The sequence below is a fragment of the Bacteroidia bacterium genome (assembly GCA_026932145.1).
Classification (GTDB): Bacteria; Bacteroidota; Bacteroidia; order J057; family JAIXKT01; genus JAIXKT01.
Genome location: JAIXKT010000021.1, coordinates 32688 through 49115, shown reverse-complemented (window position 1 = coordinate 49115; position 16428 = coordinate 32688). Strand labels below are relative to the sequence as shown.

The window sequence follows — 16428 nt, the reverse complement described above, 5'->3', positions numbered from 1 at the left end:
AAAAACTTTGCGTAAGGCTTGTATCCTATCCATAAATTACTTTGTGGCAAAATATGCTTTTAATTAAGGATATTATTGATATTTTAGAAACTTGGGCACCACCAGCTTTAGCAGAAAGCTATGATAACTCACGCTTAATCGTTGGTAACAAGAATAGTGTTGTAAATCATATTGTTATCAGCTTAGATTTAACTCAAGAAGTTATTGCTTTTGCTAAGCACTTGAATGCAAACCTGATAATCTGCCATCATCCGATTTGGTTTGGCTCAAAACAAAATTTAGTATCCGGCACTTGGGTAAACGATTTATTGATAGATGCAATTAAGTCAGACATTGCTTTGTATGCCTTTCACACAAATTTTGATAATATCCGTACTGGTGTAACCAAATCTATTGCGGCTCTCATGGGGCTGCAACGAACCCAGATATTGCTGCCTAAGCCCAAACAGTTGCAGGTATTATACGTCAATGTGCCAACTACCCACCGGCAAGTTGTTCAAGAAGCATTGTTTGCAGCAGGAGCCGGTAAAATCGGTGATTACGATAACTGTTCTTTCTTTTTCTCCGGAACGGGGACATTTCGCCCCCTATCCGGTTCAAATCCTTTTTTAGGTGAAAAAGACGTTATTGAAATCGCCACAGAAGATAAATTAGAAGTCGTTTTCCCTGCAGCCCGCCAAGTTGAAATAATTCGGGCTATGAAACAAGCCCACCCATACGAAGAAGTGGCTTTTCAAATTATAACAACAGAAAACTACCATTCAGATATTGGTGCCGGCATTATCGGATATTTACCAGAACCTGTGTCCAAGGAGATATTTTTAGGCTCACTAAAAGCTATTTTTTCGGCAGAGGGAATTCGATATGCTGACACTCATAAAACACATATTGAGAAAGTAGCCGTTTGCGGCGGATCCGGCAGTTTTTTAATTTCGGAATCACTCAAACAAAAAGCCGATGCCTTGGTTACAGCAGACATAACCTATCATAAGTTTTTTGAGCCGGATAAAAAAATGCTGTTGGTTGATATTGGACATTATGAATCCGAACAATTTGCTGTTCAACAAATACACGCCTATATTCAAGAAAAATTTTCTAACTTTGCGGCTTCAATTTTCACCCATTCCACTAATCCAATCAGATATTTTCGATAATGGATATTTCAATTGACGAGAAGCTTCGCTCCTTAACACGTTTGCAGCACATTCACAGTAAGTTAGATCGTATTAACCAGATTTTAGGCGGATTACCTGAAGAGGTACGGGACTTAGAAGACGATTTAGAAGGCCGTCGAATCCGCACCCAAAAAATAACCGAAGAAGTTCACCAGATAGAGCGAGAAATTGCCGATAAGCGTCAGCATATTTTATCCCAAAAAGACCTTATTAAACGCTATCAAGAGCGCTTAAATGAGGTTCGCAATAACCGTGAATTTGAGTCTTTGACTCATGAAGTTCAATTAGCAGAGTTAGAAATCCAAACTGCGGAACGCAGAATCCGTTTTAGCACAGAGAACTTGGAAGAGCGTACAAACTCCCTATCATTTGAAAAAAACTTATACCAAGAACGGTTGCACGACCTTGACGCTAAAAAGCTGGAACTAAGCGGATTAGTAGCTGAAAACGAAGCCGAAGCCTCTAAGTTAGAGTCCGAAGCTGTTGATGCTTCTAAGCAGATTGAACCCAGATTGCTAAAGGCGTACAGTAATGTTCGCAACAATATGCGCAACGGTTTAGCAGTAGTTTCTATGGATAGAGATGCCTGCGGAGGCTGTTTTTCTGTGATTCCACCACAACGGAGAGCAGAGATACGCCACAGCAGACGAATAATTGTTTGTGAAAACTGCGGCAGAATACTTGTTGATGCGAGCTATTTCCCTGATTATGTGCCACCTGCTCCTAAGATAGAAGAAGTACCTGCTCCCAAAACCCGCAGGCGCGCCAGCACCGCTAAGACAGTGGATGCAGGAGCCGAGTAACGCTCCAAAGAGTGAACTTCGCATGGTATCTCGCCCGAAAATTTACTTTTTCGGTAAGTCGTGTACACACCAGACTTATCATAGCATTAGCTATCGGGAGTGCAATGCTCGCCATTGCAGTAATGGAGGTCTCCATTTCTGTTGTCTTTGCCTTTGAATCCGCTATAAAAGAAAAAATAATTGGATTTACAGCTCATGCACAACTGACAAACTATTTACCACAGGCAGATAACAACATTATCCCAATTACGCTATCCGACTCTCTGCTACAGCTATACAAAGGGAGTTATGTTCGTAGTTTGCAGCCATTTATCTACAAAACCGGGATTTTAAAGTCTAAAAATGGGTTAGAGGGAATTCAGGTAAAAGGCGTAACTGCCCAGTGGGATAGCTTGTTTTTTAAAAATACCTTAGTTGCCGGTAGATTACCCGATTTCTCATCGGAGAAGTATTTTGAAGTTCTTCTTTCCCAAAAATCAGCTACAAAATTAGGCGTTCAGGTAGGGGAAAAAGTTCGCTTATATTTTTTGGAGAAAAATATTCGTGCTCGGCCAATCATCGTTAGCGGAATTTATGAAACCGGATTAGCAGAATTTGATGCTCGAATTGCCATCGGCAGCCTTACGATGCTACAGCAAATTTTAGGCTGGGAAGCCAACCAAGTAGAAGGATTAGATATTTTTTTACATAAAACCGAAAATTTGCCCCTCTTTTTAAGTAATATCAGTTCTAAAATAGCTTTTGACCAGCAAATATTATCTGTTTATGAACGGTATCCAGAAATATTTGACTGGTTAAATCTGCAACACCAAAATGTACTGTTTATATTAATTTTGATGATTTTAATTGCCATGATTAACCTTTCGGCAGCCTTAGTGGTGTTGATTTTAGAGAGAACATCAGTTATTGGTCTGCTAAAAGCTATGGGAGCGTCTTTGTTTCAATTGTATCAGTTATTTTTGGGTCAGGCTTTTTGGTTGATTTGTATTGGTATAGTTTTGGGGAATGCCCTTGGGTTGGGGCTGCTTTGGGTGCAGCAAGAAACGGGTTTTATAGCCGTTGACCCTGATTCTTATTTTGTGGAAGTAATTCCGGTTAGTTGGCGTTGGGTAGAGTTTGGGCTTATTAATCTCGGAACTCTAATAATCTGCTTATTTTCAATGCTTATACCAGTAACTTTAGTCAGTAGGATTCAGATAATTCAAGCTATGCGCTTGAATTAATTGTGTTTTTACAGGTACATCATTTTCAAATAGGCAGAGATGCTATGTTTAATTTATTGCTTGTGGTTCAGAAAGTATGATGAAGTTTTTGGCAATAAAGACTAACTTTATCGTCTATGCCAGAAGTCCAAGCTAACGGTTACTGCCCTCATTGTCGAAGCACAAAAATATCCAAAAATGGGCGGAACAAGAACGAGGCTCAAAATTATTTAGGTCAATACTTTAGTAGTTTTTAATCTGTTTCTCGCCCTGAAATATGTTTACACTTTTTAATTTTTATAACCCTATTTCAGGGCGAGACACCACAAGCAAAAATTTTTCTTAAAAAAAATGAAACATAATATTCAACAATACGTACTTATACAAAAAGCAAATGCCCCATTTCCTTATAGAAAATGGAGGCACTTACTCTCTCAACTATGCATCACAAATTTGCTCAGGTAGCACGCATCTCTGCCTGCGGTTACTGTGGATGAAAAGTTCTGCTAAACTTCCCCTCCACATAATATTGATGCTTATTTATGCAAAAAGTAACCCAAAATTTTAGCTTTTGGGTTACTTTTTTGTAAAAAAAAATGGGTTGTGCACCAGAAAACATGAAAGCTATACTTTCAACACTTCTGTTATATCTCTGTATTTTAAAATTTTAGCGGGTATTCCGCCTGCGATTACTCCGGGTGGGATATTTTGTGTAACTACAGCACCGGCAGCAATTACAGAACCTTTTCCGATTTTCACCCCACGAAGTACCGAGACGCCATGCCCTAACCACACATCGTCCTCTATAACAACAGGTTGGCTTGTCATCCCTTGGTATTGCATGGGAATATCGGTACGCGCTATCTGGTGGTCGGTATCCCTGATTGTTGCCCCGTCAGCTATCATCACATTTTTACCAATAGATATTTGTTCATTGACGCCAATAACCGAGTAAGAGCCGATATAAGAATGTTCTCCAATTATTAATTTTCCGTTTCCTTGTATTGTAACGGAGTGCTTGATATGTGCATACGCTTTTAGCTCAATATGAAGTAAGGTAGGATAATCTTTTGACCAAAAAGGTCTTAACACAACATTAGTTTCTACGTATGCCTTTGGATGAATGGATACCAATGGCCAATTTTTTAACCGAAACCACTTAGTAATTAGTTTGGTTTTGATTCGGTATTGATATTTATACCAACTTTTCCAAAAGTGGATTTTTTGCATCATAAATCTTAGTCGGAAATAAAGGGGATATACAGCGTAATGAAGCCGAGTTTTCGCTTAATGTGCCAAATACAAATGCCATTCAGCAGTACCACACCAAGTGAATTTGCAGCAGCAGCACCGATAATCCCCCAGGTCGGAATTAATAAGAAGTTTAGTGAAATCACAATTATAGCAGTAATAATAGCAGCATTTTGCAAAATCTTTTGTTCCCCAACCATTATTAAAAGTTGGCCTACTGCTCCTGAAATTGCTCCAAAGAACTTACCAATAGAGATTATAAACAAAGCCCAAGCTCCCACACGGTATTGTTCACCAAAAATCCCCATTACATAAGAGGGAAAAAGTAAAAATATCAGCAATAGCGGTAAGGATGTCCAAAAAATAAGCCGTGTAGCTCGCCGAATATGGACTTGAAGTGCCCATACATCTTGTTTAGAATGTGCCTCTGCAAATTGCGGCGCAGTTAAATTATTGATAGCCAATAAAGATAGAGTGGTTAGTACTGATAGTCGAATAACAATATTGTAAATCGCAATTTCTGCTTCTGGTTTATACATTCCTAATATCAATAGCCCTGCTTGCGCTGTAATAGTTGTGAATAAAGCACTTAACATGACCGGATAAGACTGCTTGGTTATTTCTGAATACTTCATTCCTCCGGAAGGGGAAACCTGCCCTAGCTTAGCTACCTGTCTAAACCAGATTATAGCAACCACGCAAACGAGTAATAATGCCCAGAAATTCCAAATTATAGGATGCTCATCGGGAATAAATAACCCGGAAACAAACAGCAGTAATAATGTAAAAATATTTTGCGCAGCAGTGCTCATAAAGGCAAATCCACGCATTACCCGAAAAATACGTAAGCCTTCGGTAAATAAAGACCCGAGTGCATACGGAACAAGCGTAACCGCTGTAATCATAAAATACTCCGCTAAATAGGGCTTATGATATACTTTTTCGGCTAAAAGGCTACGCGCTAACCATAAAACGATTGCTATAACGGATGATGTCAGTAATAAAATAATAATTGCGCGAAAAAACGTCTGTTTAAATGCGGCAAATTCTCCTTTTACGCATTGGTTCACCCCAATACGTACCATAGAAATATCTAACCCAAACTTGGCCGGGATTATTAGTAATTGCAACAACGCTAAACATAAGGAATAAACACCTAATACTTTATCGCCCTGAGTTTTAGCTATCCACCAAAGCACGACAAACCCAAATCCCATTCCTAAAACCTTGATAATGAACGAGATAACGAAATCTACTAATAGTAGCCGTAAGTTAGGTTGCTTTCGTAGGCGAATAATCAGGAGTTTTATCATGCGGAATAAGCCTTTGTGGCTGATTCTATGATAGATAGAAAGTCTTTGGCTTTTAAACTTGCCCCGCCAATCAGCCCCCCGTCTATATCCGGCTGGGAAAATAACCCAAGAGCATTTTCGGGTTTAACGCTACCGCCGTATAAAATAGTTGTTTGGTTAGAAATTTCCGGAGAATAATTCTGTGCTATTTTTTCCCTGATAAAACCATGTACTTCTTGGGCTTGCGTGTCTGAGGCTACTTGCCCCGTTCCAATAGCCCAAACAGGCTCATAGGCAATGATAACTTTCTCAAAATCAGTTTCTCCTAAGCCAAATAAGCCTAAAGATAACTGACGTTCGATGACGGAAAAAGTTTGGTTTTGTTGGCGTTCTTGGAGTGTTTCGCCTATGCAGAAAATAGGTGTAAAACCAGTAGATAAAGCAGTGGTCATCTTGCGAGCTAATCTTTCGTCAGTTTCTCCAAAAATCTGCCTACGTTCAGAATGACCTATTATCACCGCTTTACAACCAACCGACCGTAGCATAGCAGCAGAAACTTCTCCGGTAAACGCTCCCAAATTAGCTTCATGTAGATTTTGAGCTGCTAAAAGAATGTTATCTCGCCCTTCAATAACAGAATGAACAGTACTTAAAAAAGGAAAACTGGGTGCCAAAATAACCGATACCGGTGAGGGTTGGTTCATTACACCTGTAACAATTTGCAAAGCAAGTTCACGTGCCTCAGGTAAGGTTAAATACATCTTCCAATTACCAGCCACTATCTTTCTTCTTCTTTCAATCATCAGGGCAAAGTTCGGACTTTTCAATGAACAAATAACTGAATGCTATTCTAAAACAATTTATATTTTAAATAACAATCCAACAACCTATTATGGTATTTTAGAAATGCTATTTTCTAATGATAATTCTTCTAATTACTAAGAGAATTTAGTGATTAATTATCAATCTATTATGATTTATCTTGTAGTGTTATTGTATTTACCAGAGGAATGATATTCCGGCTGTTGGCACTAATGGTAGTTGGTTTACACGTGTATTTCTAATTCTATCAAAATAAAAAACATTTTCTCGGTTATAGGTATTAAAAGTATTAATGTTTATTTCTAATAAAAATTTATCTTTTATGCTGAATTTTCGTTTAGCAGTAATATCTAATCGGTGAAAATACGGTAGGCGAGATCCGTTATAGGCATCACTTAGCATGATAGTTAAATTTCCATTTTGGTTTAAAACGGGTGCTTGTGAGCCGTTATTCCAGAAGTATAATTTTTCAAACAGTGCTTGGGTTTGGGTAAAAGGGAATCCTGAACCCAATGACCAACGTAAACCGAATTCCCATTTGGCTTCGCGGGAAAATTTTCCCTCAATATCGCCGGTCTTATAGTTAGCCACTAAATTAACATTATGGCGGCGGTCAAAAACCGGAAAATAAGTCGTAATAAAGTCATTCCGTTCAGATTTTGATAGCCCATAAACAGCCGAGAGATATAACTTTTTGGTCTGTAATTTTAAATTTATATCAACTCCCCGAGCAATTCCTGTTTCTGTAATGAACGTAGGGTCTGTTGGAAATAGTTTATTGCGATTAGAATTGGTGAGCTGGGTAAAGTTTTTCTGCCAAGCCTCTACCAGTAAATCAACTGCATTGAATAGCCGAATTTCAACTCCGGCTAAATAGTGTATTGCATATTGCAAAGAATTATTTTTAACCAAGTTTTTAGGTGTTTCATCTTCGGGTGCTGACAAAAACCCTTGAAATAATGCTACCACATCTCGGTCAGAGGTAGGAGACATTAGGTTTTGGGAATACATTCCGGCAGCCGCATTAAAGCTAATCCGCTTAAAGTTTAGTTTTCCACGAATTCTTGGCTCAAATGAAACAACGGACTGGTTGTTGTAATAATGTGCCCGAAGGCTTGGTTCTAACACAAAGCGGTGAAAATCAACTTTTTCACCATTCAGTGTTTGGGTTTGTTTGAATACTTTTTTAAACTTTACAAACCCTGCGGCTTCTGTGTTGTTGTTAGCTGCCTGTGTAATAAGCCCTAAGGAATTACTAAATTTTAGGTCTGTACTGAAACCTAAAAATTCTATTCCATAAGAAAGCTCATTCACTGAGTTGATGATATAGGCGAAGTTTAGCCCACCATTAAATCCGGTGATAGAACTTTTTCTGGGGAAAGCTTCACTGGCACTGACTAAACCGGTTTGATAAGAGCTAAGTGCAAAATTTCCGGATATAATTGCATTTGTGTTATTGGGCAAAAACATAAAATTAGCTCCTCCGCCACTTGACTTCCACTGAATATTTGCCGGAAAACCATAAGTTACTTTGTCTTGTTGGTGAAATCCAAATAGATTGACTCGATTAGCTTCCCCCCCAAAAGTTACTTTACCAAAAATATCTACCAATTGATAGGGCATTCCGGCAGTATCGTTTACATAAGAATACATAGATTTGGAAATTTGGTCAATTAAGCCATAACGGCTTGATATTAAGAAACTTGAAGCATCTTTAGCTAAGGGGCCTTCGGCTAAAAATCCGGTAGTAAATGGATTCAGGTGTGCTTTAGCACTAAAACGGCTTAAATTTCCGGTTCTCGTTTTTATGTCCATTATAGAAGAAACCCGCCCGCCGTATTCGGCAGAAAAGCCCGCCGTATAAACATCGGTAGAACGAATGTAGTCCGTATCAAAAACAGAAAATAACCCAATTGAGTGAAAGGGATTGTAAATCACGGCTCCGTCTAAAAGAACTTTATTTTGGATAGGAGTGCCGCCTCGCACAAAAATCTGCCCGCCTAAATCGCCGGTAGAAATAACGCCCGGAATCACTTGCAGATATTGAGCTAAATCCGGCGTCCCTAATGTTGGTATAAGAGAAATATCTTTACTGGAGATTTTGACTACGCCGGTATTTACTTTGGTTGGGTCAATGATACTTTTTTCGGCAACTATTTCTACTGTTTCTAACTCTTTACCTTGATTCTCTGTCATTTTAAAATTCAAGGTAATTGCCTTTCCGGCAGCTACTTCCACATTTTGCCGAACCGTATCATAGCCTAAGTAGGTGATTCTGAGATCGTGTTTACCTGCCGGCACCTTAGAAATGGAAAATAAACCTTGTAAGTTTGTGTTTGCACCGATTCCAAGTTTTTCAAAATAAACTGTTGCCCCGATAATAGGGTCTCCGGCAGCATCTTGAACTGATCCACGAACAATAGCAGTTTGGGCGTATATCCAACTACAAAGCCCCCAAAAACTGAAAAAAAATATTATTTTCTTGGCAAACATGACCACAAAGGTACAGTTTCTCTCTTGAATACAAACGACAGCGGCATAGAAGGCGGTATATCACCGACCAATTTTATGAGCCATAGCTTTAGCTATATTTTATATTTAAAGTATGTTAAGCAAACTACTCGCCAGAAAATAACTATTTTGAGAAAAAAGTAGATGCTCAGTAGTAAATAAGGTTCATTCTAAAACCATATAATTAATGGTTTTATTCATTTTCTAGTCTAATAATAAATAGAAAACGGTTTATTTTCAATAGATTACATCTATTGAAAATCCTTTAGTTTTGGGATTTAATATTGTTTTTTCCCAAGCGATAATGGCTGATTTTCGGGTACTGCCCCACATATAACCTCCAATATTTCCGGATGCCTGTATCACACGGTGGCAAGGGATAAGAAAAGCGACCGGGTTACTTCCTATGGCTGTACCTACTGCCCTTGAAGCGTTAGGATTCCCGATTTGCTTAGCAATGTCGCCATAAGTATAAAGTTGTCCGAATGGAATCTGCAACAAACTTTCCCAAACTTTTAGCTGAAAATCGGTTCCCTTTAGATGTAGTTTGATTTCAGGCAGGTTATTCCAATCATTTTGAAAAACAGATAGCGCGTATTGGTGCATCGAATCTACTTTTGGCTGAAATATTGCATTTGGAATCTTTATTTTAAGGCCCTTCAATGCCTTTTCTTTGCCAGTCTCAAAAGCCATATAGCAAATACCTTTCAATGTTGAAGCTATAATTAGATTTCCAAAGGGACTTTCAGCAAAACTATAATTAACAGAAAGATTTTCAGTAGCATTTTTGTGTTCGTCCGGCATCATTCTCTCTATTTTAATAAAATGATGCGGCTTTCCCAGAACCGGAAATTCTGATTCAGAAATTATTCTTCTATTCAATTATGATAATCAATTGATTCAAATAACGCATTTACATTCTATAAATGCAAATATTCACAACAGTGCTATCTGGTTTTGAGGATTTAATATCTTCTCACAGGGAAACCTAATAACGTAGCAACAATATCTACGGGAATATCTTCTAAAAAATGGGTTTCGTAGGATTCATTATAGTAAGATATTAGTGGCGAGGGTTTTACTGGATTATAGCGAATTTCAGCCATAAATACAGCTTGGTGGTCTTCTATCTTTATGATTGAGTTTGTATGGCGCGTTCTGAAAGAAAGCGTAGGAATAAGATTTGAACTATTTAGAGTATAGGCTTCTCTGGTTTCAGTAATTTCTTGATAATTAGGGAGTCTTCCAACAAATGGGTCTGTTTGTTGGATATTTCCCCATTGAACCTCATCGCAAAATAAATTTTCCCTAAAATAGTGTGCTAATTGAGTTAATTGAGAAATCTCACTATTTGCTTGGCATAAAAAGAAACGATAAGTTTTTGTAAAACTTTCTATTTTGGGCCGAATAACTCGCGGAAAATAGGCTGATAAAGTCTCTTCAATTTCTGAAGCAGTATTTCCCAATGGTATCCAAAATAAGAAAGGATACTCATGGAACAACTGCAAAAAAAGTTGGTCAGGGGAATCCGAATGAAACAATATATTTGATGTCCAAGACATCCCCATTCCATTTGAGCAAGTAGAGCCTACGGCTACAGGTATTGCTTGCCGTAGTGTTTCGATTGCAATTTCCTTATCTTGCTCTTTAGTGGGCACTAATTCAAACGCCATTTCGGCAGAATGATGAAGTTTTTCCGCAAACTCCTCTTGCTCTGTACCCGAAAGCCAATGTATGCCTGCTATAGATTGGCTTTGAAGTTCACGAACCCAAGCAGGAACGGTTTCAAACATCAATGCAGAATAGTTTTGAGTATTTTTAGAGTTTAATTTTGCCGTTCAAGTAATCTTGAACTTGGTCAGAAGGAAGAATAACCTCTTTGAAGGTTAATGCGCCATTTTTCTCTTTTTTGAAAGCTTTGATAACCTTTGTTGTGCTAATACTGGTTTCTTTCTTTAGCGTTGCAACTACTTTCTTTGCCATATTATTAAGGTATTAATGTTTGTTTTTGTTAGAAAAAATTACTTGATTTCACGGTGCACCGTATAGCGGCGAAGAATTGGGTTATACTTTTTTAGTTCTATGCGCTCCGGCTTATTTTTACGGTTTTTAGTAGTAATATATCGGGAGGTTCCGGGTAAACCCGACTTTTTGTGCTCTGTACATTCTAAAATAACCTGAATGCGACTTCCTTTTGCTTTCGCCATATCTTGTATGCAGTAAATTCAGGGCGCAAAATTACATAAAATAAACCAATCGTTTTATAGTTTTTTAATTTTATTCTTTAAAAAAGTGAATTACAGAATACCTTTATGCTCTAAAACACTTAGAAATAAATTTAAGTATCACAATGAATACTACTCTTAACTTTTAGGGTATTTTTAGTTAGGTAATCAGATAATGATATTGAAAAAATTATTCACACTGCAATAGTTCATAAAATCTACAAAACCGAGAATTATCTGGTTTGAATTTCTTTATCAAGTATTTATTCAAAAGTGGTGTATGTTACCTATGTGGAAAAAAGTAACTGGTATAGAAAAAATAATTCAAGAAATACGGAAATTCGCACCAAACATCTGTATATTTGCGGCATGAATATTGACATTCTCTCCATAAATCGATACAAGACACCTAACCCTATGGGGTTTCTGTATCCCTGTTACCGGGAGATGTTTGAGAACAACATTATCTTTCAGTTTAACGGTATCGTAACCAGCGACTTAGTTGTGAGCGTACTTAAAATTATGGGAGATATGTTGGAAGATAACGGAGCAGACAGAAAGGTTTCTAAGAAAGTGTTCAACGTTATGGTTGAATGTTTTCAGGGTGTTTATCAAGAAGTTGAAAAAGACGACCCAAAATTTGACCCAACCGCAATATTACTTGTAAAAAAATTAGGAGTTGTTTATTACGTATCTACTGGCCGCTTTATAGAGACATCTCTTTGTAACGAAATATCCAGTTTCATTGACTCTATAAATGCTATGGATACAGCTAGTATAAAAAGCTACTATAAAGAACTATTAGTTAGTGAGCTAAATAGTTCAGCAAACTTGACTAAGTTAGGGATCATTGATATTGCCCGTAAATCACGCCAGACCTTGGCTTATGACTTTGAAAACGTAAATGACACTTATTCTTTTTTTAGTTTGGAAGCTAAAATTTCTGCAAATTTGCTGTAAATAACACGATTTATGATAAAGCCTTTAAAGATAGAACCAACCCATAAGACACCCCACGTGCATTTAAATGCTGAATCAGGTGTTTTTGAAATAGGAGGCCGCTCAATCCCTGAGGATTCGGTCGGATTTTATAAGAAAATTATTGACTGGATTGATGAGTACGGTGGTTCACCTCTCCCGCTCACCGAATTCAAATTCGAATTAGAATACTTCAACACAAGTTCTTCCAAAAATATTTTGGAAATATTAAAACGATTGGAAAAAATCCACTCAGATATTAATATCGTTAAAATTATCTGGTACTATGAAGAAGACGATGAAGATATGGAGGAAACCGGCGAAGACTATAAAGTACTTATTTCAGTTCCGTTTGAGCTTGTGATGAAAGTGTATTAACATTACCGATAGATAAAGACTATGACCTATAGCTATTATAAAAATATGCAAGCGAATAACATCATCTTTGTTTATCAAGGAGAAGTTACCGCTGACTTAGTATCCTCTGTACTCCAAATGATGGAAAACAAGCTTGACGGGGATAATGAAGATAAAAAAGTAAAACGAAAAGTATTTAACGTCATGGTTGAATGCCTCCAAAATGTATATCATCACTTAGACTCCCTTGAAGTTGCAGAGATTACAGACGATTCATTAATCAATGATAGAACAGCTCTCTTAATGATTGGAAAAGAAGATAAAGATTACTACGTTATTACCGGAAACCATATTCTTAATGACCGTGTAAAAGACGTTCAGGGAAAACTTGAACGTGTAAATAACTCCAATAAAGAGGAGCTAAAGGCACTTTATCAAGACATTTTGTCTAACGAACAGATGTCTTCTAAGGGTACTGCCGGTTTGGGAATGATTGACATCGCTAGAAAATCCGGCCAAAAATTAGGCTACGACTTTCACTATGTAAATGAAAAATATTCCTTTTTTAGTTTAGAGGCTAAAATCTCAAGAGTACAAGAATAAAAATAGTTGCTATTGTGAGAAATCTTGTTATTGAACCCACACCAAAGACCCCAAAGGTCATACTGAACGCCGACATTAATGTCTTTGAAGTCTCAGGCAGATCAATCCCTGAAGATTCAGTCGGGTTTTATCGAAAAATATTGGACTGGCTCGATGAATACGCCCAGAACCCTAATCCAAAGACAAATTTTAAATTTCAATTAGAATACTTTAACACAAGTTCCTCTAAGTGTATTTTAGACGTATTCAGAAGATTAGAACGGTTACATAAAAATGGTCGTCAAATCGTTATCACTTGGTGCTATGACGCAGACGATGAAGATATGGAAGAGACCGGCGAAGACTACAAAGCTCTTTTAGACGTACCTTTTGACTTAGTTACAATCTGAGTTTTGTGTATAACTTAAACTAATTTGTTGAAAACTAAATACTTTACTTTAAATACTGTTTGAGTTATATCACTACCTTAGCCATAAAATTGTAATACTACTTAACTATGGAAAAAAGAAAATTAGAAGCGTTTGCTAATGAGATAGTTAGCCTCTCTAAAGCACGTGAAGCACTTGCCAATGACGAGCTTTCTCGTGAAGAGCTGAAAGGTCATTTCAGTAGCCTCGCAGATGAGTATGAAAAATTACTTGATGAAACAAAGTTCCTAACTAAGGTTAGTGATAAATTAGAGTCTAAGTTAAATACCGCTAACGAAAGACTACAAGCCTTTAACCAAGAAATTAGTGCTGAAGCCGAAGAGGTTAAAAATAAAAACGAAAAAATCCTTCAAAAACAACGCCAAATAGTTCAAGAAAAAGCAGAATTAGATACTAAGGTAAACAAGTTTCAGCTTACCATGATTATTATGGGAGCTTTGGTTGTAATCTGCATGATTTTTATCGTATATTACGTTATTTTTAACGCAAAACCCGGTACTCACTAATATTTACAGCAATATAACGAGTAATCTAAATAAGAAATAGACTTTCTTATTTAGATTTTAACGGCTTTGTTTCGCTCTAATTTTAGTAATAATATTTAGCTATTTTTATATGGCTCGAAAAGTGAATCAATTTTCGACATATAATATTAGAAAAATTGCAGTAATAAAAAGCTTCGGAAAAAGTAGCTTTGAAAGATACAACTACTGTAATTATTTTTATTTTCATATAAGTTTAAATATACCTATGGTTTTGAAATGCTTGTTTTTAACTTTGTATTATGATTCGGAAGGTTTTAATAGCTAATCGTGGAGAGATTGCGTGCAGAGTTATACATACCTGTGCTCGCTTGGGAATTCAAACAGTTGCGGTGTATTCAGAAGCAGATACAAATTCACCCCATGTTCAGCAAGCAGATGAAGCCGTTTGTATTGGCGCAGCCCCCAGTATAGATTCTTACTTGAATCAAACACGCATTATCGAGGCAGCAAAGTTATCAGGCGCAGATGCTATTCACCCCGGATATGGATTTCTTTCTGAAAATGAACACTTTGCGCTCTCTTGTGAACAAGCCGGGATTATATTTATCGGTCCAACTTCAGCAGCCATAACTTGCATAGGTTCTAAAAAAAAGGCTAAAGATTTAGCTATTGCTCACAATGTACCGGTAGTGCCGGGCTATCACGGAGAAGAACAGGCCACAGATAAATTAGCCGAAGAAGCTCTCAAAATCGGATTTCCCATATTAATTAAAGCAGCAGCCGGAGGCGGCGGAAAAGGAATGAGGGTCGTTCAGCATGAAAATGAACTTTTGCACGGAATAGAAAGTGCCAAACGTGAAGCCTTAGCCGCTTTCGGCAATGATACGCTACTGCTTGAACGTTATTTTGAAACCGTTAGGCACATAGAAATACAAATTATGGGAGATACTCACGGTAACTTAGTGTATCTCCATGAAAGAGAATGCTCTATTCAACGCCGGCATCAAAAAATCATAGAAGAAGCACCTTCGCCGGCATTATTAACGAAACCGGAACTTCGCCAAGCGATGGGCGAAGCAGCTATCAGAATCGCAAAAGCAGCAAACTATACAAATGCCGGAACAGTAGAGTTTATCTTGACACCAGACGATAAATTTTACTTTTTAGAAGTAAACACCCGTTTGCAGGTAGAACATCCCGTAACCGAAGCTATTACCGGCTTAGACTTAGTAGAATGGCAAATTATGATTTCTGAAGGAGAAAAAATCCCCCTAAAACAATCAGAAATACCGCTAAATGGTGCTGCTGTTGAAGTACGACTATATGCAGAATCACCTGACAATCAGTTTCTTCCTTGTACAGGAACAATCCATCGTTGGAAAACATCCCCGTATGCACGAATAGATTCAGGAGTTACCGAAGGAAATGAAATATCTATCTATTATGACCCGATGATTGCTAAGGTTATTACTTGGGGAAAAAACCGGCAAGATGCCAACAGATTAATGTCCAAGGTATTAGCCGAAACCATCATACTTGGCTTAACTACAAATCTATCTTTTTTGAAAAACCTAATAGAACACCCGCAGTATTTATCCGGAAACCTAAATACCCGTTTTGTTCAAGATTATCGAACTGAACTCCTTTCTCCTATTCAGGCAACCCTTCCCATTGAAGTACAGATAGCTGCACTTTGGTGCTGTATTTTAAATGACCGAAACGCGCAAGTCAATTTACCCGGTATTCCCGCCGGCTGGCGAAATAATCCTTTTGATAAAACTACTCGCCGCTTTTCTTGGATAAATAAAAATGTAGAATACGCTGAATCAGTTTGTTATAATTTAAATGGAGATTCTCAAATCTGTATTAAGTTAGACGGACAATTCGCTTCTTCCAACCTATTGGCTTATTCAGAAGAAGCTATTCGCTTTACTTTTGGGAATAGACAGTATCACTTTGATTATTATATTTACGAGAAACAGATTGGTTTACAGAATATTAGCTTAGGAAACTATGAGTTAATAATAGTACCGAGATTTATTGAACCGGTAAATATAGAGCACGAAAACAGCTATCATTCTCCGATGCCGGGTAAAATACTGCGGGTATTAGTGGAGGCCGGCCAAAGAGTACAGGCAGGAGAAGCACTGTTGATTATGGAATCTATGAAAATGGAAAACACAGTTCGGGCACATACAGATGGAGTTGTGAAGGCTATCTATGTAGCGGCGGGTGCTGTTGTGGCTGCCGCTACACAACTGATAGAAATGGAATAATTAGAGTTGATGAATAACGT

Annotated in this window: 16 protein-coding genes and 1 pseudogene; 9 read left to right on the top strand and 8 right to left on the bottom strand. The window is 37.6% G+C overall.

The features are described 5' to 3' along the window. Window positions 1-53 precede the first annotated feature (53 nt). From LC115_05765 to LC115_05755, 3 genes are read left to right on the top strand one after another with little or no spacing between them, the layout of a single operon-like run. Entirely contained in the window at window positions 54-1154 is a 1101-nt protein-coding gene (locus LC115_05765; GenBank protein MCZ2356185.1) for a Nif3-like dinuclear metal center hexameric protein, read from the top strand. Continuing rightward, window positions 1154-1978, top strand: a complete 825-nt coding sequence (locus LC115_05760) for a C4-type zinc ribbon domain-containing protein (protein MCZ2356184.1) — start codon at window positions 1154-1156, stop codon at window positions 1976-1978. Before LC115_05765 ends, LC115_05760 begins: the two co-directional genes overlap by 1 nt. Before the next feature lie 11 nt (window positions 1979-1989). Then, window positions 1990-3201, top strand: a complete 1212-nt coding sequence (locus LC115_05755) for an ABC transporter permease (protein MCZ2356183.1) — start codon at window positions 1990-1992, stop codon at window positions 3199-3201. Window positions 3202-3804: 603 nt separating this feature from the next. Here the strand turns inward: LC115_05755 and LC115_05750 are convergent. The 8 genes and pseudogenes from LC115_05750 to rpmG form a co-directional block, all read right to left on the bottom strand. Further along, the gene (locus LC115_05750) at window positions 3805-4413 is read right to left on the bottom strand and encodes an acyltransferase (GenBank protein ID MCZ2356182.1); all 609 of its coding nucleotides are present in this window, start codon (window positions 4411-4413) and stop codon (window positions 3805-3807) included. 5 nt (window positions 4414-4418) lie between these two features. Beyond that, a complete protein-coding gene (locus LC115_05745) occupies window positions 4419-5744 on the bottom strand; it encodes a polysaccharide biosynthesis C-terminal domain-containing protein (GenBank protein MCZ2356181.1) in 1326 nt (441 codons plus the stop codon). Then, window positions 5741-6526, bottom strand: coding sequence for a triose-phosphate isomerase (gene tpiA, locus LC115_05740; GenBank protein ID MCZ2356180.1), 786 nt, complete (start codon window positions 6524-6526; stop codon window positions 5741-5743). The genes LC115_05745 and tpiA overlap by 4 nt, the downstream gene beginning before the upstream one ends. Window positions 6527-6722: 196 nt before the next feature. Further along, window positions 6723-9038, bottom strand: a complete 2316-nt coding sequence (locus LC115_05735; protein ID MCZ2356179.1) for a TonB-dependent receptor — start codon at window positions 9036-9038, stop codon at window positions 6723-6725. 255 nt (window positions 9039-9293) lie between these two features. Next, window positions 9294-9881 (bottom strand): annotated as a pseudogene (locus LC115_05730) (methylated-DNA--[protein]-cysteine S-methyltransferase). A 140-nt stretch (window positions 9882-10021) separates the two neighbouring features. Beyond that, window positions 10022-10849, bottom strand: coding sequence for a hypothetical protein (locus LC115_05725; protein ID MCZ2356178.1), 828 nt, complete (start codon window positions 10847-10849; stop codon window positions 10022-10024). 25 nt (window positions 10850-10874) lie between these two features. Further along, window positions 10875-11039 (bottom strand): DUF4295 domain-containing protein, encoded by a 165-nt coding sequence (locus tag LC115_05720; GenBank protein ID MCZ2356177.1) that lies wholly within the window; start codon window positions 11037-11039, stop codon window positions 10875-10877. 38 nt (window positions 11040-11077) lie between these two features. Next, a complete protein-coding gene (gene rpmG, locus LC115_05715; protein MCZ2356176.1) occupies window positions 11078-11263 on the bottom strand; it encodes a 50S ribosomal protein L33 in 186 nt (61 codons plus the stop codon). A gap of 387 nt (window positions 11264-11650) precedes the next feature. Here rpmG and LC115_05710 point away from each other — a divergent pair, with 387 nt between their 5' ends. From LC115_05710 to LC115_05685, 6 genes are all read left to right on the top strand, one after another. Continuing rightward, entirely contained in the window at window positions 11651-12241 is a 591-nt protein-coding gene (locus LC115_05710) for a SiaB family protein kinase (GenBank protein ID MCZ2356175.1), read from the top strand. A 15-nt stretch (window positions 12242-12256) separates the two neighbouring features. Further along, window positions 12257-12637 carry a DUF1987 domain-containing protein gene (locus tag LC115_05705; GenBank protein MCZ2356174.1) on the top strand — a complete coding sequence of 127 codons (381 nt, stop codon included), beginning with the start codon at window positions 12257-12259 and terminating at the stop codon, window positions 12635-12637. Between the two features lie 21 nt (window positions 12638-12658). Next, a complete protein-coding gene (locus LC115_05700) occupies window positions 12659-13219 on the top strand; it encodes a SiaB family protein kinase (protein ID MCZ2356173.1) in 561 nt (186 codons plus the stop codon). A 14-nt stretch (window positions 13220-13233) separates the two neighbouring features. Then, on the top strand, window positions 13234-13608 hold the full coding sequence (locus tag LC115_05695; GenBank protein ID MCZ2356172.1) for a DUF1987 domain-containing protein: 375 nt from the start codon (window positions 13234-13236) through the stop codon (window positions 13606-13608). A 107-nt stretch (window positions 13609-13715) separates the two neighbouring features. Further along, window positions 13716-14153: a hypothetical protein gene (locus tag LC115_05690; GenBank protein MCZ2356171.1), complete on the top strand. Its 438-nt coding sequence runs from the start codon at window positions 13716-13718 to the stop codon at window positions 14151-14153. A 278-nt stretch (window positions 14154-14431) separates the two neighbouring features. Then, window positions 14432-16408, top strand: coding sequence for a biotin/lipoyl-binding protein (locus LC115_05685; protein ID MCZ2356170.1), 1977 nt, complete (start codon window positions 14432-14434; stop codon window positions 16406-16408). Window positions 16409-16428 lie beyond the last annotated feature (20 nt).